This window comes from Gemmatimonas sp. (genome assembly GCF_021298855.1).
Classification (GTDB): Bacteria; Gemmatimonadota; Gemmatimonadetes; order Gemmatimonadales; family Gemmatimonadaceae; genus Gemmatimonas.
Genome location: NZ_JAJTHI010000024.1, coordinates 24,401 through 46,310, shown reverse-complemented (window position 1 = coordinate 46,310; position 21,910 = coordinate 24,401). Strand labels below are relative to the sequence as shown.

The following is a 21,910-nucleotide window of genomic DNA, read 5'->3' as shown; positions in this document are numbered from 1 at the left end:
TATGTTGAGTGAGGCACCATGCTGCGTCAATACTCGGCGGGGCGATTTAGCGGCCTTCGCTACCCCTCGCCACAGATCCGGTCGAGGTCCTGCGGCCCCACCAACACGTCCCGCGGGCGCGCCGCACCTTCCGACGGGGCCAGCACGCCAGCCGCTTCCAGTTGGTCGATGATGCGGGCCGCGCGGCCATACCCGATCTTCAGCCGGCGCTGCAACAGCGACGTGGACCCCTGCCGATGCTGAATCACCACTTCCGCCGCCTCGCGGAATCGGGCGTCTCGCTCGTTCGAGCCCCCCCCGTCATCGTCCTCCCCTTCTCCCGCCGCCTTGGCTTCCTGTGCCCGTACGGCTTCGAGGATGTCGGGCTCCGCTGGCACGCCCCCCGACGCATCGGCCTCCATTCGCAGCCGCGCGTCATCGTACCACCGCAGCAGCCTTTCCGTGTCCTCGCTCGACAGGTAGGCTCCCTGCAGGCGTGAGGCCTCGGACTTGCCCGGCGGAATGAACAGCATATCGCCGTTTCCCAGCAACGACTCGGCGCCCGCCCCATCGATGATGGTGCGACTATCCACCTGCGAGGCCACCCGGAAGGCAATCCGGCAGGGGAAATTCGCCTTGATCAGTCCCGTGATGACGTTCACGCTCGGACGCTGGGTGGCCAGGATGAGATGGATACCGATGGCGCGCGCCTTCTGCGCCAGCATGGCGATCGGTGTCTCGACCTCACCCTGCACGGTCATCATGAGATCCGCCATTTCATCGATGACCACCACGATGTACGGCAGGATGCCACCGCCGTAGGTACGGTCCTCGAACGCCACTTCCGGACTGCGCGGCTTGAGTACCGGTGGCCCTTCGCCGGCTGCGTGCTGCGTGACACGCTTGTTGAACTCCTGGAGATTGCGGCACGCGTTGGCCTCCAGCAGGCGATAGCGATCCTGCATCTCCATGACCGCCCACTTGAGCACGGCCGCGGCATCCCGGTTGTCGGTGATGACCTTGTGCCGGAGATGCGGCAAGGCGTTGTAGACGCTGAGTTCGACCATCTTGGGATCGACCATCAGGAAGCGCAGCGTGCGCGGGGTATGCCGGTAGACGAGGCTCGTGATGATCGTGTTCACGCACACCGACTTACCCGAACCGGTGGCGCCGGCAATGAGCAGGTGGGGCATCTTGGCCAGGTCGGCAAGCACGGGGCGGCCCTCGAGGTCCTTGCCCAGGGCGATGGGCAGTGCCGCTCGCGCCGAGCGGAACTCCGGTGCTTCCAGCACTTCGCGCAGCACCACCATTTCCGGCGACGGGTTGGGCACCTCCACCCCGACCGCGCCGCGCCCCGGGATCGGGGCCACGATGCGAATGCTGGGGGCACGCATGGCCAGCGCCAGATCATCGGCGAGAGCAGCGATCTGCCGGACCTTGATGCCGGCGGCCGGCTCGATCTCGAACTGCGTGACCGTGGGCCCCGTCGTGCGCCCCACCAACTCGCCGTCCACCTTGAACGTGCGCAGGGTGTTCATGAGCTTCTCGCCCGCCAGATCCAGTTCGCGTCGACCGAGATCGACGTTGCGCGGTGGCGGTGGTGACAGCAGATCGGTTCCGGGAAGATCCTCGCTGAAGAGCGCCGGCTCTGCCCCCTGCTCCAGCGCCGCCTCGACGATCTCGTCCCGCGCTTCCTTCCCCTTCCGGCCCCGCCGCTCCTTCCCCTCGACCGGCGGCGGGGCAAACGACGCCTCGGCGGCCCCTTCCCCCTTCTTTGTCCGGGACGGGGTAGCCGACAGCACGTCCCGCGCCAGCGCCGGGTCAATGGCGGGCATCTCCTCCGGGTCCGGCGCCAGCTGCTCGGCAAGCGTTGGCGCATACCTCACTGCCGAGGGCGACGAACTCGCATCACGTGGCACGGCCGGGCCAATGAGCAGTCGAATGGGATTCCATCGCAACGTGGCCACCGTGAGCGCACTGGTGGCGAGCAGGAAGGCGATCCACGCACCGGCGGCTCCCAGCCCCTTGCGGAGGTAGTGTGCGGCAAAGGTTCCCCAGAGACCCGCGGCCTCGTTGCTCAGCGGATCGCCGCCCTGCGCCAGCCCGATGGCCACGGGGACCAGGGTCACCGTTCCGGCGAACAGGACCGTCCAGTCACTCGCGTCGTCGGCACGCCTGATGCGCCCGAACATGGCCAGTGCCACCACGAGGCATCCGAGCGCAATGAGTACCATCCCCGGCACGCCCACGGCTGCCACCAGTGTGCAGCGCGCGACCGTACCGACAGGGCCGAAGGGGCCGGCGGCGTCCCAGCAAACGGCGGTGGTACTGCGCTGAAAGACGAGAGCGCCCACCAGGAACACCGCCAGCAGGCTGAGGCCGATCGCCCCAAGTTCCCGCCGCAAAGGGTGTCGTTCCATCGATTCTCCGGTGGTGCGCCGATGCCCGCGCGTCAGCGCGGCGCGATCATCGCGTCGAGTTGCAGGTGCCGGTCATGATACCGCCCGACCCGCTCGAAGTGTTCGAGGGTGAGGCCCGCCTGTCCATCCGGCTCGAAACCGGCGCCGATGAGCGTGCGCGCACGCACCGCTTCATGAGCCCCCTTGGCGATGCCTCCCCCGACGGGACGCCCAACGAGTTCAGCCACCCGCGCCCCGTCACCGCGATCCCCGTTGCCACGGCCGTCGGGCAGCGCGGTGGCGACCGTCGTGGCCGCACGCAGGACGTCGATGACCGCGACCACGCGATCGGCCACATCGGCGGAGGTGACCGGCGCCTCGCCGAGCAGCACGTCAATGCGCACTCAGCCCGGCTCCTTGAGCAGGTCGGCCCCCTCGAACTCCAACCACTTGGTGTGCACCTTCCCCGCCTGGAAGTCGGGGTGCTGCATCACGCGGGCCAGGAATGGCATGGTGGTCTTCACGCCTTCCACCACGAAGCTTTCGAGCGCGATCTGCATGCGCTTGAGCGCCTCCTCGCGAGTCGCCCCCTGAACGATGAGCTTGGCGATCATCGAGTCGTAGAACGGCGGCACGGTGTAGCCGGCATACGCGTGCGTATCGATGCGAACGCCCGGGCCACCGGGCTGATGAAACACCTCCAGCTTCCCTGGCGATGGCTGGAAGTTGCGCGAGGGATCTTCAGCGTTCACGCGGCACTCGATCACATGGCCGCGGAACGGGGGCAGCTCCGTCACGGACAGGGGAAGCCCGGCGGCCACGCGAATCTGTTCCTTCACGAGATCGACGCCGGTGAGTTGCTCCGTCACCGGATGCTCCACCTGGATGCGCGTGTTCATCTCCATGAAGTAGAACGAGCCATCCTCGTCGAGCAGCATCTCGATGGTGCCGGCTCCCACGTAGTTGATGGCCTTTGCTCCGCGGGTCGCGGCCTCGCCCATGCGCTCGCGCAACTCCGGCGTCATCACCGGGCAGGGCGCTTCCTCGATGAGCTTCTGGTGCCGGCGCTGCACCGAGCAATCCCGCTCTCCAAGGTGAATGACATTGCCGTGCGTATCGCCCAGCACCTGGAACTCCACATGGCGCGGACGCTCCAGGAACTTCTCGACGTATACGTCCCCGTTGCCGAACGCCGACAGCGCCTCGGAGCGGGCGAGCTGAAACGAGCGGAGAAAGTCATCGGGATCGCGAGCGACGCGCATGCCCTTGCCCCCACCGCCGGCCGCCGCCTTGATGATGACGGGGAAGCCGATCTGTCGCGCGAACTCCAGCGCTTCCTCCGGATCCTCCACCGGTCCCGGCGTACCGGGGACGATCGGCACCCCGACCTCCTGCATCGCGCGCCGCGCCGAGGCCTTGTCGCCCATGACACGGATCTGGTCCGGCGTAGGACCGATGAACGTGATGCCGGAGGCCCGGCAGGTCTCCGCGAATTCGGCGTTCTCGGCGAGGAAACCATACCCCGGATGAATGGCGTCCGCGCCGGTGATTTCCGCGGCGGCAATGAGGCGCGGGATCTTGAGGTACGAATCACGCCCCGGCGGCGGACCGATGCACACGTCGTCATCGGCAAAGCGCACGTGCAGCGATTCGCGGTCAGCCTCCGAATAGACGGCGACCGTCTGGATGTCGAGTTCACGGCACGCACGGATGACGCGGAGGGCGATTTCCCCGCGATTGGCGATCAGGACCTTTTTGAACATCCCCTATGGTGGCGAGGTCACGTCCCCGCCGCCAGCCCTGTACAGCACCTTCGGGGGGGTTCCAGGCCGCTCAGACGGCGTTGCTCCCCGGCTTGAAGCCCGAGAAGGAGGTATCGCTGGCGCCATCGACCCCCTGCACCCGCAACGCGAACTCGGCGGGGTTGGTGGCATTGAAGAGCGCGTCTTCGTAGGAAATGATTCCGCGCGAGTACCAGTTCATGAGCGACTGGTCGAAGCTCTGCATGCCGTAGGCGACGCTGCCTTCCCTGATCAGATCCGGGATATTGAGCGTCGCCGACAGGTCGCGAATCTGCTCGCGCACGGCCTCGGTGTTCACGAGGATTTCGCAGGCTGGAACGCGCCCGGGCTGGTCGGCACGCGGCACGAGGCGGAGGGACACCACCGCCGACAGGGCATTCGCCAACGCGAATCGCACCTCATTCTGCTGGTGCGGCGGGTAGAACGAGAGCACCCGGTTGATCGTGAGCGTCGCATCGGTGGTGTGCAGCGTGGAGAACACCAGATGGCCCGTCCCGGCCGCCTTGAGTGCCACCTCGAGCGTCTCCAGATCGCGGATTTCCCCGATCATGATGACGTCGGGGTCCTGTCGCAACACCCGTCGGAGCGCCTGCGAGAAGGAGGCCGTATCGGTGCCGACTTCACGCTGGTTGATGTGGCAGCGCACATCGCGATGCACGAACTCGATCGGGTCCTCGATCGTGATCACGTTGGCGCCGCGGCGCTCGTTGATGTACTGGATCATGGCGGCGAGCGCGGTGCTCTTGCCCGACCCGGTCACGCCGGTCACGAGCACCAGACCTCGCGGGCGCATGGCGATCTGCTCGATCACCGGCGGCAGGTTGAGGTCGCGAACGCTCGACGCGGCGTGCGCGATGGCACGCATGGCGAACGCCACCGTGCCCTTCTGCTGATACACATTCACCCGGAAGCGCCCGATCCCCGGCACGTTGATGGCGAAGTCGCTCTCGCGAAATTCCACGAACTCGCGCAGTTGGGCCGGCGGCAGCAGATGCTCGGCCAGGGCCCGCAACTCCTCGGGCCGCATGGGCGGCATTTCCAGGGCAACGAGGTCTCCGTGCAACCGCAGCGTGGGCGGTCGACCGACCTTGAGATGCAAGTCGGACGCGCCCTCCCGAACCATGCGCTGCAGTGCGGCCTTCAGGTCGAGCCCGGGGGCCGGGGCCGCACGGGTGGCGGTGGCGGGTGCCGCGCCGGAGACCATCGTCATGTCATCATGTCTCAGCCGGTCGGATCGATGCGGAAGAGCACCTGACCGTACTCCACGGCGTGCGTGTCGGCGATACCGATCTCACGCACGACGCCGTCGAATTCGGACTCGAGCTCGTTCATGATCTTCATCGCTTCAATGATGCAGACGATCTGCCCCTTGCTGATGCGATCGCCGACCGATACGTACGGCTTCGCACCCGGCTCGGGCGCCGCGTAGAACGTCCCCACCATGGGCGACTTGATCTCGAGGGCCGCGGACTTCGGTGCCTCGGCCTTCGGCACCGCCGTTCCCCCCTCCTCGGTAGGACGCGCCGCTGCCGCAGCAGGCAACACGGCGGGGGCCGCAACGGCGACCGGGGCCGGGAGCGCCGGCGCCATGGCTACCGCGGCACGCTGCTGCGGACTCTTCGAGATGCGGAGCTTCATCCCCTTGTCCGAAGAGATCTCGATGGAATCCACGGTGGAGCCGTCGAGCATCTCGATCAGCTTCTTCACGTAGCGCAGGTCGATCATGAGCGGGAAAGGCTGGAGAATGCGCGGCGACCCGGGGCCGCCGCACAGCGATCAGGCGATTTCGATGAGGTGGCGCGGAAAGCTCGTGAGAACCTCCCTGCCATCCTCCGTCAACACAACGTCGTCTTCGATACGCACCCCGCCCCACCCCGGCACATAGATGCCCGGTTCGATGGTCACCACCATGCCGGCGGCCAGCGGTGCGTCGGCGGTCCTGGACAGGCGCGGGGCTTCGTGCACGTCGAGGCCGATGCCATGGCCCAGCGAGTGCCCGAACTCCTCACCGTGTCCGCAGGCGTCAATGTAGTCTCTCGCGATCGCATCTGCAGCCATCCCGGACATTCCAGCCCGAATCGCGCCCGAAGCGCGCGCATTTGCCTCCTGCACCACCGCATACAGCGCACGCTGTGCGCTGGTGGCCGGGCCAAGGACCACAGTACGGGTGATGTCCGAGCAGTAGCCGTCGCACACGGCGCCAAAATCGAGCAGCACCAAGTCGCCCGTCTCGAGTACCCGATCGCCGGCCCGCGCGTGCGGCAGTGCCGAGCGCGGTCCGGAGGCCACGATTGATGGGAAGGGAAACGCCTCGCTGCCGAGATTCCGGAGATGCTGTTCGAGGATACCGGCAACGGCCGACTCGCTCAATCCGGGACGCAGCACCTCGAGGGTCCGCTCCAGCGCCCGTTCCGCGACCTCCACGGCCCGCACAATGGCCGTCACTTCGTCGCGATCCTTGACCGCCCGCTGCGCTTCGACCAAGTCGGTCGTGGGGCGCCAGTGCCAGCGGGCTCCCTGCTCCAGCAGACGGGCGAAGTCCCGATGCAGGAGATTCGACGATTCGAATCCGATGCGCTGGACGCCCGCACTGCCAGCGATCGCCGGCCAGAGCCCGGACCACAGGCTGGAGGACTCGATGCGCACGGACGCGGCATCCCCGACTTCCTCCTCCACCTGTGCCGCATAGCGGAAATCGGTGAAGAGCACGCACTCCAGGGGAGCCACCAGCAGCAACGCGCTGCTGCCTGCAAACCCCGTGAGGTAGCGGATATTCGGCAGCGTCGTGATCAGCAGCGCGTCGAGGTCGGCGCGCCCTAGCGCATCACGCAGGGCCGCCACGCGTGCCGGGCGGCGGTCAACGGGGGGAACGGCATCAGCGCGCATCGCGCGATGCTATCGGGTCAGCTGCGGCTTCGCAACGTTTGGACAAGTCCGCGCAACGCGAACTCGTATCCGCTGGCACCCAGGCCACAGACGAGGCCGATGGCCCCACTCGCGAGCACGGAGTGCCGTCGCTCCGGCTCGCGGGCATAAATGTTCGAGAGGTGCACTTCGACGAACGGGAGACTCGTGGCCGCCAGTGCATCGCGCAGGGCGAGGCTGGTGTGCGTGTACGCACCGGCATTGATCACGATACCGCAGGCAACACCGCGCCATGTGTGCAGCTGGTCGATGAGCGCTCCTTCGCTATTCGACTGAAAGGCCCGCACCTCAGCGCCGAGTTCGGCCGCCACGGCACCGCACCGCGCGACGATCTCGTCGAGGGTCGTCGTACCGTAGACCGCCGGTTCACGAGTGCCGAGCAGATTGAGATTGGGCCCGTTCAGGACGCCGATGATCACGAATTCCCCAATCCCTTGATCCACTGGGAGAACTGGGCCAGATCATCGCCGGCGGCCGGGGCACCGGGCGCGGCCGCGGTCGTGCTGGTCCCCTCACCACCGGAGGCGGCGCCACCGTCGTGGGTGTGCCCGCGTGCCTGGGCAGGATCCGGGAAGAACCGATCGAAGCTGAAATCGGACGACGCGCTGTCGGTGCGTGCCGTCGACCGCGGCGTGGCCGGCCGTGCCGGGGCCATCGGAGGCGCCGCGCCGTACGCGGGCGTTACCGCGCGTGAGGCGTCGCTGCCGCCAAACAGGCTCCCCACCGGGGCCTCGACCTCCTTGAGCGGTGGCGTGAACGCGCTGGCCAGCGTTTGCGCCGCGTCATCATCGGCCAGCATCGTCGGGGTGCCGAACAGCGACGCGAGGGACTCGTCAGCGCGCTGGGCCGGAGTGGACGCCAGCGGAGTGCCGAACGCCGGCGCCGACGGCGGGGTCGGCATGGCGGGCTCGGCCGCCGATGGCGTGTGTCGCGGCATGACCGGCGAGGCAATGGCAACAGGCGCCGGTACCGGCGTGCGTCGAACCACCCGGCGGGTCGCAAGCTTCGCGTACCGATCACGCGCCGTGTACAGCGCCAACGGCAACGCCCTCGCTTCCTGCTCACGCAGCTCCGCGAGCCGGGCCGACAGCACCGGGTCATACGGACGGCGACGCACCAGCTCCTCGTAGACCGCGACGGCGCGGTCAACGAACCCCTGCGCGACGAGCAGCTCCCCCATGGTTTCCGTCACAAACGCCGGGGCGCTACCGGGTGGCGTGGCCACCGGCGCCCGTCCGGCGTCCGGAACCACTTCCTCGCGCTCGCCTGCGGCATCCGGGTTCACGTCCACGAAACTGGTTTCCGCCGCGCTCCCGAGCTGTGACACTACGGGCTGGGGAGCCGAATCGGCGGGACGCGAAAACGACACCGACACGTCCTCGGACTCACCGCTCGCACGCGCATCATCTTCGAGCGCCTGCACAATGGCCGAGACCTCGGCCACCGGCGTGCGAGACGCCGCGAGCCACGGGAGCTCCGCGGGCTGATCCGCCTCGGTCGTCACGGCATCGTCCTCATCGACGGCCTCCACCGGGCTGGCTTCCGCTGGCGCGTCGCCGCTCCCCCAGACGAGCTCGGTTTCCACGACCTCCAGCGTCTGGACCACGGCGACGACCTCGATCCTCTCTGCGAAGTCGGGCTCCGCCGGCGTCTCGCTCATGACGGTTTCCACCTCCGGCTGTTCGAACGCCGCGGCGGGGGCCGCCGACGGTTGCAGGTCGGCTTCCCCGAGGTACACATCAAGCTCCGGCTGCGGCACGGCCACCGGTGCGCGATCCCCGACTTCGCGACCGAATGCCTCCGCCGCCGCCTCGGGCACGTCGATCGGCACCGCCGCCGTGGCACGCGGCGTGGGCACCCGTGGGGCGAGCGTGTGAGGATCGGGCCACCCCGCTGCGACCAGCCCCTCCTCGAACGCGGCTTCCAGATCGACCGGTTCGACCCCTCCGCTGTCGACCGTCTGCTCGCCCGCGCTGGCCTCGCCGAAGCGGAAGGGATCGTCCAAGGCCGTTGGCACCATCGGGGGCGCTTCGGGAACGACCGGCCCGGGGGCCTCCCCGTCATCCGCGAGATCGAGGGGCTCTGACGTCTCCGGCCGGCGCAGACTGGCGTTGACCATGTCGAAATCCACCGCCCGCATCGAGCCGTGGGGGGTGGGGGCCAGCGGCAGCGCATCGATGACGGGTTCGCCAACCGGCTGCGTGGGAAGGGCCCCCGGGATCCGAGGCGGCTGTCCGTACCCCGTGTCCAGGAAGGCCAGTTCCATTTCATCTGGCAGCTCCTGCTCGGCGACTACCGCCGGGGGGGCAACAGCCGGTGTCGGCACGGCCGGCTGGAATCGGACCGGCGTGGCCAGCGACGCGAGCTGCAGCGCGATATCGTCGTTGCCCGGGTCGGTCTCGAGTGAGCGCTCGTACCAACGGCGAGCGGCGGCGGTATCGCCCTGCTGTCTGGCGATGTGGCCGAGATGATGCAGCGCGATCAGGTTCTCGGGGTCGAGTGCGAGTGCCTGTTCGAAGACCACGCCGGATTCGTCGAGCGCGCCACTTTCGTAGAGGGCCTGACCGAAGACGATGTACCCACTCATGTGACCGGGCTGCTTTGGCAGGTGCTCGCGGCACAGCGCGATGGCCTGCGTCAGGTCCCCGGCTTTCCGGAGTTCGTTGGCCAGCGGCGCGAAGTAGCGACGCGGGTTTTCCTCGAACTTCTTCCGGAGTTCTTCGATCCGGGCGGCGGTGCTCATCCGTGCGGTGCCCTCAAGGTGGTTTCCCGCGGCCTGCCCCCTGTCACACCGGCGGCACAGCCGCGGTGCTTTTGCGCAAGGTTGGCGAAGATGGAATTCTTCGCCCGTGGGGCCTGGGAAGTCAATCGCGAAACGGTGACGGGAAGTGCTGGCGTGTCTTGCCTTTAGGAGAACGCGCTGGCTAGGTTTCCGGACTCTGCGGCACACGCCCGTCTCCAGGGAGGTGCGTGTGCCTTTCCGTTTGCCCGTTTTTCCCGACCGAAGGAGTCACGCCCCGTGCTGCAATCGATGCGGAGCGCCGCGAAGTACATCTGGATCATCCTCATCGTGGCGTTCGTTGGCAGCTTCCTGCTGTACGAGACCTCGGGGCTGGCTGGTCGCGCACCGGTCACCACGACCACGTCCATTGCCACGGTGAATGGCGAGGAGATCCTCCTCACCACGTGGCAGAACGCCGTCACGGCGCTCGAGCAGGAGCGGCAGCAGCAGACTGGCGGTACCATCACGCTCGACGAACGCCAGCAGCTCGAGGAGCGGGCGTTCAACGAACTGGTGACGGAGCTGCTGCTGCAGCAGGAGTACAAGCGTCGGGGCATCACTGTTACTGACGACGAAATCCTTCAGGCGGCACGAGTTGCCCCCCCGCCGCAAGTCCTGCAGTCGCCGGACCTGCAGACGGACGGCCGCTTCGACATGCAGAAGTACCAGCGGTTCCTGTCGAGCCCCGTGGCTCGCCAGTCGGGGACGCTGGCGGGTCTCGAGGCGTACTACCGCAATGAGATCCCGAAGCAGAAGCTGTTCGACCAGATCGCCAGCGGGGCCTACATCTCCGACGAGCGGCTGTGGCAGGTGTATCAGGACCGTCATGACAGCGCTACCGTGAGTTATGTCGTGCTGAGCCCCGCCAGCCTCACGGACACGGCCGTTACTGTCACGGATGCCGAAATCTCGTCGTTCTATGAGCGGAACAAGAAGCGCTTCGACCGCCCGGGGCGGGCCGTGGTCTCGCTGCTGACCGTACCTCGCGCCATCACGGCGGCCGATTCCGCCGATGCAAAGGCTCGCATCGACGCGTTGCGCGCCGAAATCGTGGCGGGCGCGAAGTTCGAGGACGTGGCCAAGCGTTCTTCCGCCGACTCGGGGTCGGGCGCGGTCGGTGGCGTGCTGGGCAAGGGGGGCCGGGGCCGCTTCACGCCGAAGTTCGAGGAAATGGCCTACGCGCTCAAGCCCGGGGAGCTTTCGCAGCCGGTGCTCACGCCCTTCGGCTGGCACCTCATCCGCGTCGACTCCCGGCAGGGAGACACGCTGGACCTCCGGCACATCCTCATCAACATCGCGCAGAGTGATGCGAGCGCCACGCGTACCGACCGTCGGGCGGACTCGCTGGCGGCCAAGGCCGGAAGCCAGGAGGACCCCGAGCTGTTCGACGAGGCGGCCAAGCAGCTGGGACTGACCGCTGCCAGCGTCGTGGCGGTGGAGAAGGAGCCGCTGTCGTTCGCCGGCCGGTATGTGCCGAGCGTCAGCGCCTGGGCCTTCTCCGGGGTACGTCCCGGCGAAACGAGCGATCTGTTCGACTCGCCTGAGGCATACTACCTCGCGCGCCTCGATTCCCTTACCAAGGGCGGCCAGGCGCCGCTGGCCGACGTGAAGGAGGACATTCGTCGTCGCCTCGCCCGGGACAAGCGGATTGAGAAGCTCCGGCCGGTGGGCGAGCAGCTCGCGCAGGCCGCCAAGCGCTCGACGCTGGATGCGGCCGCAGCCCAGCGCAACTTGACGGTGGAAAAGTCGTCGCCCTTCACGCGGCTGGATGCCGTGCCGGGGCTCGGCCAGTTCTCGGCGGCGGTCGGCGCGGCGTTTTCCGCCCCGCTCGGACAAGTTGCCGGACCGTTCGTGGCGCCTGATGCCATGGTGGTCCTGCGCGTCGATGCCCGTACGACGGCCAACCGTCAGGCCTTCGAAGCGGAGAAGAGTGTGCAGCGCCAGCAATACGTGCAGTCGCTTCGCCAGCAGAAGGTTGACGAGTACCTCACCGGGCTGCGCGAGAGCGTGAAGGTGGATGATCGTCGTGCCGAGGTGCTGTCCCAGCTACGTCGGCAGTCGGACAGCTGACCGCCGTTGACGGATCGAAGGCCCCCCGCGAGCTGCGCTCGTGGGGGGCCTTCGGTGTCTGGTGGGCTCCTCACCGAGAGGCGCCTACGTGCCACGAATGCGAAAGGGCACCGCGCTGGCGGTGCCCTTTCTGAACGGCAGAATCAGGAGCGTCTTACTGCAGGAGGCGCTTGGGCTCCGGACGCTCTTCCTCGCGCGCGGCCGTCACGGGCGTGCCAGGGGCAATCTGCTGCTCCGCGCGCGGTGGCTCGGTAATCTGACGCTGCGCGTCGCTGAGGTTACGCTTGAACTCGTTGATCCCTTTGCCGAGCGACCCGGCGATCTCCGGGATGCGCTTCGCTCCGAAGAGGAGGAGCACGATCACCAGAATGATCATGATCTCCATGAAACCGAAATTCTGTAGACCCATGGGAAACGCTCCTAGAAGAGGGACCGCGCGATGAGGTAAGCGATCAATACCCCGAGGAGGCTCAACAGGGAGACATCCAGGGCGACTGGTCCAACCGCGAACTTCAATATAATCAGATCTACGGGAAGCGGCCCGACGGCTGGCGTCACCCCGGTGGTCAGGAACTCCTTGACGGCCCCGGCGGGGAGGAAGCGCCGGGCCACCTGCGTGAGCAGCCCGCCGCTGACGAAGCCTGAGGCGAGCACCATGAGGTGGAACACCGGACGGTGCTTGGACGGTCCTTTGGCCATTACCAGCGGCGCTCCACGACATACCCGATAGCATCGAGCAGCGAGGACTTGGAGGGGCCCTCGGGCAGATCCGCCAGGGCCTCCTCGGCCTCGCGCGAGTATTGATCGGCACGGCGTCGCGCATACTCGAGGCCACCGTGCTCCCGCACGATGGTCACCACCTCGGCGATGGCCTCCTCTTCTGGCTCGGCGGATGCAAACAGGGCGTCCACGCGGGCGCGCGCCGACGCGGGCATCTCGCGGAGGGCGGCGATGAGCGGCAACGTGACCTTGTGCTCCTTGAGGTCGAGCCCGCTGGGCTTGCCGGTCATCTCCTGCTGCTCTGTGTAATCGAGCAGGTCGTCGGCCACCTGAAACGCCATGCCGAGGCGTTCGCCGAACCGGGACAGCGCCTCGCGATGCTGCGGGGCACCGCATTGGGCTCCCACATCGCATGCCGCCATGAACAGGGCGGCCGTCTTGGCACGAATGAGCGTCTCGTAGTCCCTTTCGCTGAACGACAACGCATCGTACTGGGCCAGCTGTCGGATCTCCCCGAGCGTCATTTCGTTGGACGCAAAGGTGATGGCCCGCATCGCCTCAAGGTCGCCGATCGTCACGAGTTCGCGCAGGGCACGCAAGTACAGGTAGTCGCCCATGATCACCGAGACCTGGTGGCTGAACAGCGCGTTCAGCGTCGGCATGCCTCGCCGCAGGACGGAGTGATCGACCGCATCGTCGTGCACCAGCGTAGCAAGGTGAATGAGCTCGATGATGGCCGCGAAGGTGACGGCTCTCCGCGGCGATTCTCCCTCGACACTGGAGGAGAGCAGCAGCAGCGTGGGGCGGAAGAGTTTCCCCTTCATGCCCATGAGATGTTCCTGCACATTCTGCACGAGCGGCACGTCGGCAGAGACGATGCGCCACAGCTCCTGCCCCACGGCTTCGAGATCGGGGCGCACGGGCGCCTGGATGTCGCGCAGCGCCGCCGCCAGCGCGGACGGGGTCCGCGTGGTCAGCGTCATCGGGGCGCCTGCTCGAGCGCCGCCAGACGGGCGGCCACGTCACGGAAGTGGATATCGGTCGCGTACACGCGTTGAAAATAACTACGGGCCTCGTCGTTGCGCTGCAGTGCCTCGCAGGAAAATGCGAGCAGGTAGAGGACGCCCACCCGCTGGTCGTCGTGAAGCCCCGGCTCATGCAGCGCCCGGGAGAGTACCGTAGCCGCCACCTGAAAGCGGCCCTGCTCCACGAAACACTGCCCGAGGGCCTCGTATGCCGGCAACCGGTGCACACGACTGCGGAGCGCCTTCTGAAACTCCGCGATCGCATCGTCGAGCAGTCCCATTTCCTTGTAGGCCACACCAAGGTCGTAGTGACTCTCGAAATCGTCCTCTCCGAGAGAACGCGAGACCCCCTCCTTGAAGTGCCTGAGCAGCGCATCGAAGTCGGCCTGCTCGTCACCACTGATCGCCGGCTCCCGCATCCGCATGCGGGTGTCGGCCGGCTCCTCGTCATTGCTCAGCCAGTCGGCGAGATCCACGAAGTGCTCGTCTGGCTGCGGAACCGGAGTGGGGGGCGGAGGGGCCGCCGCACCGAGAGCCGCGCGGGCCCGATCGTCGGAGGGGTCGATTTCGAGCACGCGCACATACACGGCGCGAGCCCGTCCCTCCTCGCCCAAGCGCACCAGGGCATCCGCCAAGTCGAGATACGCGATGCACAGGCGCTGCTGGTCGTGACTTCGCACCGCCAGCTCGACCCGCTTTTGGTGGTACCCAACCCGGTCTGGACTGACCTGCACGAGTTCATCGGCGATATCCGAAGCCGCACTCAACTCCCCGTCGTGGACCAATCCCTGCTGCGCGGTCTCGAGTTCGTGCAGGGCCGCATCGCGCTCCCCGGACTCGAAGAGCGCCTCGGCAAGCCGACGCCGGAGCAGCCAGTTCTTCGGCATGCGCACGACCGCCGCGCGCAACGAGTCACGCCGTGAGGTGGCGACGGTGTGCGCCGCTTCGGCGATCGCCGCAATGGGCAGCGACGGGGTCACCCCTACCCCACGGCCGGCGCCCAGGCGCTCCGCCTCTTTCCCACCCTCCGGCCCCGTGTCGATCGCGCCGGCCGGCTCCCGGGCGGGTACCTCCCCGGTCGAGGGCTCGATATCGGCCGCGACCTCCAACTCGTCCGACGACAGGACCTCAGCCACGAGCGGTGCTACGTCGAGGAAAACCACCTCGAAATCGGCCGCGGGCGACGCCGGCACCGTTGCCACCATCTCCTCGTCCAGCGGCGCCGACACGGCGCCGTTGAGTGACGCCGAGCCCGCCCGGTGGAGTCCTGACTCCACGATCGTGTCATCGAGGCGGAGCGGTGGCAGCTCCCCTGGGAGGATGAAGTCGTGCGGATCGAGGCGGTACGGTGGACGATCCGGAGGCAGCTGCTCGGGAATGTCGTCCAGTTCAATCGCCGCGAGGGGCGGTAGCGTGGGATCCGCCTCGGGCACCACGGTCTCCACGAACGGCGGGGTCTCCGTGGAGAGGGCGTGGACCGCCCCGGGGTCGTTCGCGTCGTCGCGAAGGTCCTCGCTGAGCACGCTGGCCAGCTGCGCCGCCTCGGATTCCGGCTCCGGAGGAACGATCCAGTCCAGCACGAGGGGCGGCTCCACCTCGATCTCGGGGGCACCCTCGAACCCGGTCGGCGCCAGCGCGTCATCCACGGTGAAGTCATCGGGGAGCCGGAGCTCAGCGGGATGCGCGACGTCGGCAGTGGCCTCGCCCCCCTCAAGCACCGGCGGCTCCACGGTGAGGCGGGGGGCGAACATCGGGGCACTCTCGGCCGGTGGCGCGAGCCCCTCGAGCGTCTCGATCGGTTCGTCGACGACTGGCGGCGCGGGCACGCGCTCGCTGGTGTCGAGCAAGGGGAGCCCGGGGGCCGGCGACAGGCCTCGCGCATCGAGGGGCTCGGCCGGGACGCCGTCTGTGGCCGACGGCGGTGGCACCACGTCGGCGGAGGCCGGTGTGGGTACACGTACCCCCCGCGCCGGTGTCCGTTTCGGGGCACTGTAATCGACGTCGAGGAAGACCAGATCCTGCGACTTCTGTTCCCGTACGGAGGGTGTCGACACGGGCGTCGCGACCCGGTCATTTCGCAGCGGCGTCTTGCGCCTTGGCAGGGCGATTTCCGAGCGCGAGGCAAGCTCCTCGACCATCGTGCGGACGTCACTGAGCTCGGGCATGAGATCGAGCACCTCGGCGAGTGCGCGAATCCCGTCCTCGATTCTGCCGTCCTGCTGCATGCGCGTCGCGTACTCGAGGAAGTTGCGCGTGGCGTCGCCGCGCAGCCCCTTGCGTGCCGAAATGCGGCCAAGCGTGAAGTAGACGTTGGCGCGGCCTGGCGCATTGCGGAGGATCTTGTTGCAGAGCGCAATGGCGTTGTTGAACAGCCCCGACGTGGCGTAGTGCTCAACGGCGCGCTCGTAATACGTCACCGCGTCGGGCACCCGTCCCTGTCGCAGGGCCAGGTCGCCGACCTTGTTGTACAGGGCGACGTCGACCTCTTCCCCGGCAGCTTCGCTCTCCTCGATCGCCTTCGCATAGGCGGCGATGGCACGGTCGATCTGCTTGAGCTGCTCGAACTCAGCCGCCTTCTTCCGGTGCTTCGCGGCGTTGGACATGAGTTCGAGTGGATCTCCAGGTAGCGGGAAAGGTCACGAAACAGTGCCGTGGGGATGCTCCGGCCCTGAGCTATCTACGGCTCAGGGCGTCACGTGACAAGCACGGCCGTCCATCCACGACCCCGTGCAGAGACGCTCGCCAAACCAGTAAGGCAACTCCCGGTAGTCGTCCACGTCATGAATCGCGAGGTCGGCCCGGTACCCCACCGCCAGCTGGCCGGTGACGGCGGCAAGCCCCAGCGCCGCCGCCCCGTTGACCGTGCCCGCTATCCACGCTTCGGCAGCCGACATCCGGAGCTGGCTTACCCCCAAGGTGAGCACGAGTGGAAATGACTGTAACGGGGACGTTCCGGGGTTGAAATCACTGGCCAGGGCTACGGCCCCACCCGCCTCGATCAGCTGGCGGGCAGGCGCCTGGCGCCCGGTGCCGAGGAACAGCATCGTGGCTGGAAGCAGGGTAGCCACCGTGTCGCTGGCTGCCAGCGCGCTCATCCCCGCGGGTGAAATGGCGGCCAGATGATCGGCGCTCGCAGCCCCCAGTTCAGCCGCAAGGAGCGCAGCGCCGCCGTCGTGCAGTTCGTCGGCATGAAGCTTGGGGAGCAGGCCGTACCCTCTGGCGGCGGTCAGGAGCCGCCGCGCTTCGTCCACGGTAAACACGCCCGGCTCGCAGAAGACGTCGGCAAAGGCCGCCAGCTGCTCGGCCGCCACCTGCGGGTACAGCTCGGTGCACAGGGTCTCGATCCAGGCCTCGCGCCCACCGGGCCGATGCCGGTACTCGAGCGGGATTTCGTGCGCACCAAGGCAGGTGGCCACCAGTCGCCACGGCCCCCCGCCTGCCAGCCGGGCGATGATCCGCAGGGTCCGAAGCTCGTCATGGACGCTGAGGCCGTAGCCGCTCTTCACCTCGATCGTGGTGACGCCCCCGGCTGCCAGTTTGCCGAGCCGCGCCTCGGTCAGGGTGAGCAGCTCATCATCGCTGCGGGCACGCAGATCACGCACCGAACTGTGAATCCCCCCGCCTCGGCGAGCAATGTCCATGTAGGGGACACCACTCGCCCGCAGTTCCTGCTCCGCGAACCGTGCCCCCCCGAAGACTGCATGGGTGTGGGAATCCACAAATCCGGGCGCCAGCAAGCGCCGCCCGCAATCGATCGCTGCGGCGTTCGGGTAGGCGCGTCGCAGGGCATCGTCAGGGGCCACGGCAACGATGCGCTCGCCCTGCACGGCCACGCCAGCGCCGGCCACGACCCCCGCCTCCGCCATTTCCGCCCCACGCCGAGCCCGACCGGGACCGGCACACGTGACGGTTTGCGCGGCGTTCAGAAACAGCGTCGTCGGCACGGCCTCACCCATGGCGTTCGCTCAGGCGACGGTTGGGGTAACGGTGGCCATGACATCTCGAACCCGGGAGGCCAGCCGGAGCGGCGCCTGCGCTTCACCGCGGCAGGCGTAGTAACAGGCGTTGCAGTCGATGGGGGCGTACCCGCGATACGACTCCCAGGGACCGTCAGGCTTGAAGTCGGGACACCGCCGGACCTGCCCCTGCGGATCAATGTGGATGGTCGTGGACCCGCTGCGACAGGGCTCGGTCATCTCGCCACGCACGTAGCGTGGAATCTGCTCGAGATAGTAGTCGGAGTTGGTAATGACTCCCGCGCGACGCTTCTTGTAGGCGAGCAGCTGGTCGACAACCTGTTGCACGGCCACCGGATCGACCCCCTGCAGCAGATGGCGCTCGTTGCCGTTCTTGAGCGCGGTGTACACCGAGAAGTTCACGCCGCCCCCCAGCGCCGCCGCCCGCTCGACAATGGGCATGATCTGATCGAGGTTGTCGTTCTTGATGACGGTGTTGAATCGGACCCCGCCAATGCCGGCCTTTCGCATGCGTGGTACGAGGTCGAGGATCTTCGCGGTGAGCCCGGGGATCCCGCGCGCGTCGTCGTGCCGACCGTCGAGGTAGTCGAGCGAAATATTGAACTGATCCACCCCGGCATCCCAGAGCGATTGCGCGCGTTCCAGCGACAGCATGCCGGCATGGGTGATGAGTTGCACGTACGTATACCGCACGCTGCGCCGCACCGCGCGGACGATATCCTCGAGATCCCGCCGCAGCGTGGGCTCGCCGCCCGTGAAGGTGACCAGCATGGGGCTGAAGTGACGGGCGATCTCGGCGAAGTTCGCCCATTCGCGCTGCTTCTCGCTGGCGGGCGTCTGCCAGTAGTCGCAGAAGCCGCAGCGCGCATTGCAGCGCATGGTGACTTCGAAGTTGAGCAGCACCGGCCGGCGCCGTGCACGCAACCAGGCGTACTTGGCGAGAAAGATGGGCACGTGATACGGCTTGTAGCGACTGGACAGCATGGGACTCCGTGAAGAACGCGACGCCGCCGCGATTCAGCCTTCGAGCATGGGCAGACGGATCCGTTCGCGTCGCGCCGTCTCGAGGGCCAAGGGATACCCGGCGTCGGCGTGCCGGGCCACGCCAATACCGGGGTCGTTGGTGAGTACCCGTTCCAAACGTGCCCGCATGCGCGCCGTGCCGTCGGCGACGATCACCTGTCCGGCATGCAGGGAGTTGCCGATTCCGACGCCCCCGCCATGGTGAAAGGAAACCCAGCTGGCCCCGCTGGCCACGTTGAGCAGCGCATTCAAAATGGCCCAGTCGGCAATGGCGTCACTGCCATCCCGCATTCCCTCGGTTTCGCGGAACGGCGAGGCCACGCTGCCGGTATCGAGATGATCACGTCCGATCACGATCGGCGCCTTGAGCTCGCCGGTCGCGACGAGGTCGTTGAGAGCGAGCGCGAACCGCGCCCGTTCCCCCTGCCCCAGCCAGCAGATGCGCGCCGGCAACCCCTGAAACGCGATACGCTCCTGCGCGAGCGTGATCCACCGACGCAGCTGGACATCGTGGGGGAACAGCTCCAGCGCCAGGGCGTCGGTGCGCAGGATGTCCGCCGGATCTCCCGAGAGGGCCACCCACCGGAACGGGCCGCGGCCCTCACAGAACTGGGGCCGAATGTACTCGGGCACGAAGCCGGGAATGCGGAACGCATCATCGACCCCGGCATCGAAGGCGACCGTGCGGATGTTGTTGCCATAGTCGAACACGACGGCACCGCGATCCTGCAACTGCCGCATGGCCCGCACATGCAGCACCACACTCTCTGTCGCGCGCTCGACATAGGCCTGCGGGTCTGTGCGCCGGAGGTGGGCGGCCTCTTCGAGGCTCACCCCGAGCGGCACATAGCCCACCAGCATGTCGTGTGCGCTCGTCTGGTCGGTGACCACATCAGGGGTGATGTCGCGACGCACGAGTTCGGGCAGGACCTCCGCGGCATTGCCCAGCAGCGCCACGGACAACCCGGTGCCCGCCGCCTGTGCCTCGCGCAACCAGGCCAGCGCTTCATCCAGCGATGCCGTACGTCGGTCACAGTAGCGGGTGCGCAGGCGCATGTCGATGCGCGATGCGTCCACCTCCACCGCCAGCACCGCCGCGCCGTGCATCGCGGCGGCCAGCGGCTGTGCGCCGCCCATGCCCCCCAGGCCGGACGTCACCACCAGGCGTCCGGCGAGCGAGCCGCCGAAGTGGCGCATGGCGACCGCGCCGAAGGTCTCGTACGTCCCCTGCACGATGCCCTGCGACCCGATGTAGATCCACGAGCCGGCCGTCATCTGCCCGTACATCGTCAGCCCGAGCGTCTCCAGCCGTCGGAACTCCGGCCATGTCGCCCATCGCCCCACGAGGTTGGCGTTCGCCAGCAGCACACGCGGTGCGTCGACATGCGTGCGGAAGACCGCCACCGGCTTGCCGCTCTGGACCAGCAAGGTTTCGTCGTGGTCGAGTGTCTCGAGCGTGCGCACGATCGCGTCGAACGCCTCCCACGAGCGCGCAGCCCGCCCGGTGCCACCATACACCACCAGGTCGTCCGGACGCTCGGCGACCTCGGCGTCGAGGTTGTTCATCAGCATCCGCAGCGCCGCTTCCTGCTCCCACCCGCGGCACCGCAACGTGGCGCCACGAGGCGCTCGGACTGGACGTGAACCCGGAGTCATCAGATCGTCACCATGTCGGTCAGCGAGTCAAAGACACCAGCCGCCAGCGCGTCGCCCATCCGCACGATGTCGGGGGATGGGGACCGGTCACCGGTTGCCGGCGCCACGAGCGTGCGAATGTGCTGATGGGCGGTTTCGACGGCCGTGCTGCTGCGCAGCGGCCGGCGATGCTCCAGCGCCTCCGCGGCGGCGATGCACTCGATGGCGAGGACGTGTCGCAGGTTGCGCACGGCGCGCCGCAGCTTCACCGCCGCATGCATGGCCATCGGCACGACATCTTCCTTGTTGCCGTCCGTGGGAATGGAATCGACACTGGCCGGGTGAGCCAGCGCCTTGCACTCACTGGCGAGCGCCGCTGCCGTAACCTGTGACATCATGTGTCCCGATTCGACCCCCGGCTGCCCGGCCAGGAATGCCGGTAGGCCCTGGTTGAAGTCGGGGTGCACGAGACGATCTATGCGTCGTTCACTGATGACGGCCAGATTCGCGGTGACGATGGCCAGCATGTCACTGGCCATCCCGACCGCCTGGCCGTGGAAGTTACCCCCGCTCAGCAACTCACCGGAAGACAGGACCAGGGGGTTGTCGGTGGCCGCATTCAGCTCGCGCTCGATGAGGCCGCGTGCAAAGCGCAGGGCATCGAGCGCCGGACCATGCACCTGCGGCACGCAGCGCAACGCGTAGGCGTCCTGCACACGGGGATCACCATGCCGGTGTGATTCCCGGAGCGCGCTGCCGTGCAGCAACGCCCGCAGCAGCGCCGCCGATTCCCGCTGGCCGAGCTGGCCGCGCGCATCCTGAATGCGGGGATCGAAGGCATCGGGGGTGCCGAGCAGGGCTTCGAGGCTCATGGCCGTGGCGACATGCGCGGCGCGCCACAGTCGCGTGAGCTCGGCGCAGGCCAGCGTGGCCACCGCCGTGTGGGCCTGCGTCCCATTGATCAGGGCCAGTCCTTCCTTGGCCGCCAGCTCGGCCGGCATGACGCCGGCACGTGCCATGAGCACGCTCGCCTCATCCTCGGCACCGTCACCGCGCAGGCGTCCCTCCCCCATCACGGCGAGCGCCAGATGCGCGAGCGGCGCCAAATCGCCGCTCGCCCCCACACTCCCCTGTTCAGGCACGGGGGGCCAGAGCCCCGCGTTCAACATGCCGATGAGCGTGTCGACGAGCTGCGCGCGCGCCCCCGCGTAGCCCGTGGCCAACACATTGGCGCGCAGCAGCATCATGGCGCGTACCTCCCGCTCCGGGAGCGCCTCGCCAACGCCGGCAGCATGACTGCGCACGAGATTGCGCTGCAGCGCCGCCAGCTGCGGCGGCGCGATGGTGACCTCGCTCAGCTTGCCGAAGCCGGTATTCACGCCATAGACGGGCACGCCCCGCTCCACCGCGGCATCGACGACCCGACGGGTCTGCTCCATGCGCCGGCGCGCCTCGTCCGCCAGGGCGACCGGCATTCGCTCGTCTGCCACGGCGACCACGTCCGCCATGCGCAGGGTCCGACCGTCGAGATGCAGCACCTGCGCTCCTTCGCCCGCGGCGGGCGGAACTGCGC

Annotated in this window: 17 protein-coding genes; 1 reads left to right on the top strand and 16 read right to left on the bottom strand. The window is 67.8% G+C overall.

The annotated features are described in order from the left end of the window. Positions 1-59 precede the first annotated feature (59 nt). The 8 genes from LW840_RS09520 to LW840_RS09485 form a co-directional block, all read right to left on the bottom strand. Positions 60-2,399 (bottom strand): DNA translocase FtsK, encoded by a 2,340-nt coding sequence (locus tag LW840_RS09520; RefSeq protein WP_291276880.1) that lies wholly within the window; start codon positions 2,397-2,399, stop codon positions 60-62. 32 nt (positions 2,400-2,431) lie between these two features. Further along, positions 2,432-2,782, bottom strand: a complete 351-nt coding sequence (locus LW840_RS09515) for a hypothetical protein (protein ID WP_291276879.1) — start codon at positions 2,780-2,782, stop codon at positions 2,432-2,434. Then, entirely contained in the window at positions 2,783-4,141 is a 1,359-nt protein-coding gene (gene accC, locus LW840_RS09510) for an acetyl-CoA carboxylase biotin carboxylase subunit (protein WP_291276878.1), read from the bottom strand. A gap of 70 nt (positions 4,142-4,211) precedes the next feature. Further along, positions 4,212-5,390 carry a PilT/PilU family type 4a pilus ATPase gene (locus tag LW840_RS09505; protein WP_291276877.1) on the bottom strand — a complete coding sequence of 393 codons (1,179 nt, stop codon included), beginning with the start codon at positions 5,388-5,390 and terminating at the stop codon, positions 4,212-4,214. A gap of 11 nt (positions 5,391-5,401) precedes the next feature. Further along, positions 5,402-5,905 carry an acetyl-CoA carboxylase biotin carboxyl carrier protein gene (gene accB, locus LW840_RS09500; protein ID WP_291266531.1) on the bottom strand — a complete coding sequence of 168 codons (504 nt, stop codon included), beginning with the start codon at positions 5,903-5,905 and terminating at the stop codon, positions 5,402-5,404. Between the two features lie 51 nt (positions 5,906-5,956). After that, the gene (locus LW840_RS09495; RefSeq protein ID WP_291276876.1) at positions 5,957-7,066 is read right to left on the bottom strand and encodes a Xaa-Pro peptidase family protein; all 1,110 of its coding nucleotides are present in this window, start codon (positions 7,064-7,066) and stop codon (positions 5,957-5,959) included. A gap of 17 nt (positions 7,067-7,083) precedes the next feature. Further along, on the bottom strand, positions 7,084-7,524 hold the full coding sequence (aroQ, locus tag LW840_RS09490; RefSeq protein ID WP_291261813.1) for a type II 3-dehydroquinate dehydratase: 441 nt from the start codon (positions 7,522-7,524) through the stop codon (positions 7,084-7,086). Beyond that, positions 7,521-9,848 carry a tetratricopeptide repeat protein gene (locus LW840_RS09485; protein ID WP_291276874.1) on the bottom strand — a complete coding sequence of 776 codons (2,328 nt, stop codon included), beginning with the start codon at positions 9,846-9,848 and terminating at the stop codon, positions 7,521-7,523. Before LW840_RS09485 ends, aroQ begins: the two co-directional genes overlap by 4 nt. 276 nt (positions 9,849-10,124) lie before the next feature. Between LW840_RS09485 and LW840_RS09480 the strand changes: the two genes are divergently transcribed. Further along, on the top strand, positions 10,125-11,957 hold the full coding sequence (locus LW840_RS09480) for a peptidyl-prolyl cis-trans isomerase (protein WP_291273837.1): 1,833 nt from the start codon (positions 10,125-10,127) through the stop codon (positions 11,955-11,957). 154 nt (positions 11,958-12,111) lie between these two features. Here LW840_RS09480 and LW840_RS09475 read toward each other — a convergent pair whose 3' ends face one another. The 8 genes from LW840_RS09475 to hutH form a co-directional block, all read right to left on the bottom strand. After that, positions 12,112-12,366 carry a twin-arginine translocase TatA/TatE family subunit gene (locus LW840_RS09475; RefSeq protein WP_291261816.1) on the bottom strand — a complete coding sequence of 85 codons (255 nt, stop codon included), beginning with the start codon at positions 12,364-12,366 and terminating at the stop codon, positions 12,112-12,114. Positions 12,367-12,377: 11 nt separating this feature from the next. Continuing rightward, positions 12,378-12,626 (bottom strand): DUF4321 domain-containing protein, encoded by a 249-nt coding sequence (locus LW840_RS09470; RefSeq protein WP_291276873.1) that lies wholly within the window; start codon positions 12,624-12,626, stop codon positions 12,378-12,380. Between the two features lie 29 nt (positions 12,627-12,655). Continuing rightward, positions 12,656-13,660: a polyprenyl synthetase family protein gene (locus LW840_RS09465; RefSeq protein ID WP_291261818.1), complete on the bottom strand. Its 1,005-nt coding sequence runs from the start codon at positions 13,658-13,660 to the stop codon at positions 12,656-12,658. Continuing rightward, complete coding sequence (locus LW840_RS09460) at positions 13,657-16,305, bottom strand: tetratricopeptide repeat protein (RefSeq protein ID WP_291266528.1); 2,649 nt, start codon at positions 16,303-16,305, stop codon at positions 13,657-13,659. Before LW840_RS09460 ends, LW840_RS09465 begins: the two co-directional genes overlap by 4 nt. 81 nt (positions 16,306-16,386) lie before the next feature. After that, positions 16,387-17,658, bottom strand: a complete 1,272-nt coding sequence (gene hutI, locus LW840_RS09455; RefSeq protein WP_291266527.1) for an imidazolonepropionase — start codon at positions 17,656-17,658, stop codon at positions 16,387-16,389. Between the two features lie 9 nt (positions 17,659-17,667). Continuing rightward, positions 17,668-18,663: a radical SAM protein gene (locus tag LW840_RS09450; RefSeq protein ID WP_291261821.1), complete on the bottom strand. Its 996-nt coding sequence runs from the start codon at positions 18,661-18,663 to the stop codon at positions 17,668-17,670. Between the two features lie 33 nt (positions 18,664-18,696). Continuing rightward, the gene (gene hutU / locus LW840_RS09445) at positions 18,697-20,358 is read right to left on the bottom strand and encodes a urocanate hydratase (RefSeq protein ID WP_291276872.1); all 1,662 of its coding nucleotides are present in this window, start codon (positions 20,356-20,358) and stop codon (positions 18,697-18,699) included. Then, positions 20,358-21,875: a histidine ammonia-lyase gene (gene hutH, locus LW840_RS09440; protein ID WP_291266524.1), complete on the bottom strand. Its 1,518-nt coding sequence runs from the start codon at positions 21,873-21,875 to the stop codon at positions 20,358-20,360. Before hutH ends, hutU begins: the two co-directional genes overlap by 1 nt. Positions 21,876-21,910: the final 35 nt, after the last annotated feature.

Coding starts and splice junctions, on each gene's coding strand:
- LW840_RS09520 (WP_291276880.1), bottom strand. CDS start 2,399: ATGGAACGACACCCTTTGCGGCGGGAACTTGGGGCGATCGGCCTCAGC.
- accC (WP_291276878.1), bottom strand. CDS start 4,141: ATGTTCAAAAAGGTCCTGATCGCCAATCGCGGGGAAATCGCCCTCCGC.
- LW840_RS09505 (WP_291276877.1), bottom strand. CDS start 5,390: ATGACGATGGTCTCCGGCGCGGCACCCGCCACCGCCACCCGTGCGGCC.
- accB (WP_291266531.1), bottom strand. CDS start 5,905: ATGATCGACCTGCGCTACGTGAAGAAGCTGATCGAGATGCTCGACGGC.
- LW840_RS09495 (WP_291276876.1), bottom strand. CDS start 7,066: ATGCGCGCTGATGCCGTTCCCCCCGTTGACCGCCGCCCGGCACGCGTG.
- LW840_RS09485 (WP_291276874.1), bottom strand. CDS start 9,848: ATGAGCACCGCCGCCCGGATCGAAGAACTCCGGAAGAAGTTCGAGGAA.
- LW840_RS09475 (WP_291261816.1), bottom strand. CDS start 12,366: ATGGGTCTACAGAATTTCGGTTTCATGGAGATCATGATCATTCTGGTG.
- LW840_RS09465 (WP_291261818.1), bottom strand. CDS start 13,660: ATGACGCTGACCACGCGGACCCCGTCCGCGCTGGCGGCGGCGCTGCGC.
- LW840_RS09460 (WP_291266528.1), bottom strand. CDS start 16,305: ATGTCCAACGCCGCGAAGCACCGGAAGAAGGCGGCTGAGTTCGAGCAG.
- hutI (WP_291266527.1), bottom strand. CDS start 17,658: ATGGGTGAGGCCGTGCCGACGACGCTGTTTCTGAACGCCGCGCAAACC.
- LW840_RS09450 (WP_291261821.1), bottom strand. CDS start 18,663: ATGCTGTCCAGTCGCTACAAGCCGTATCACGTGCCCATCTTTCTCGCC.
- hutU (WP_291276872.1), bottom strand. CDS start 20,358: ATGACTCCGGGTTCACGTCCAGTCCGAGCGCCTCGTGGCGCCACGTTG.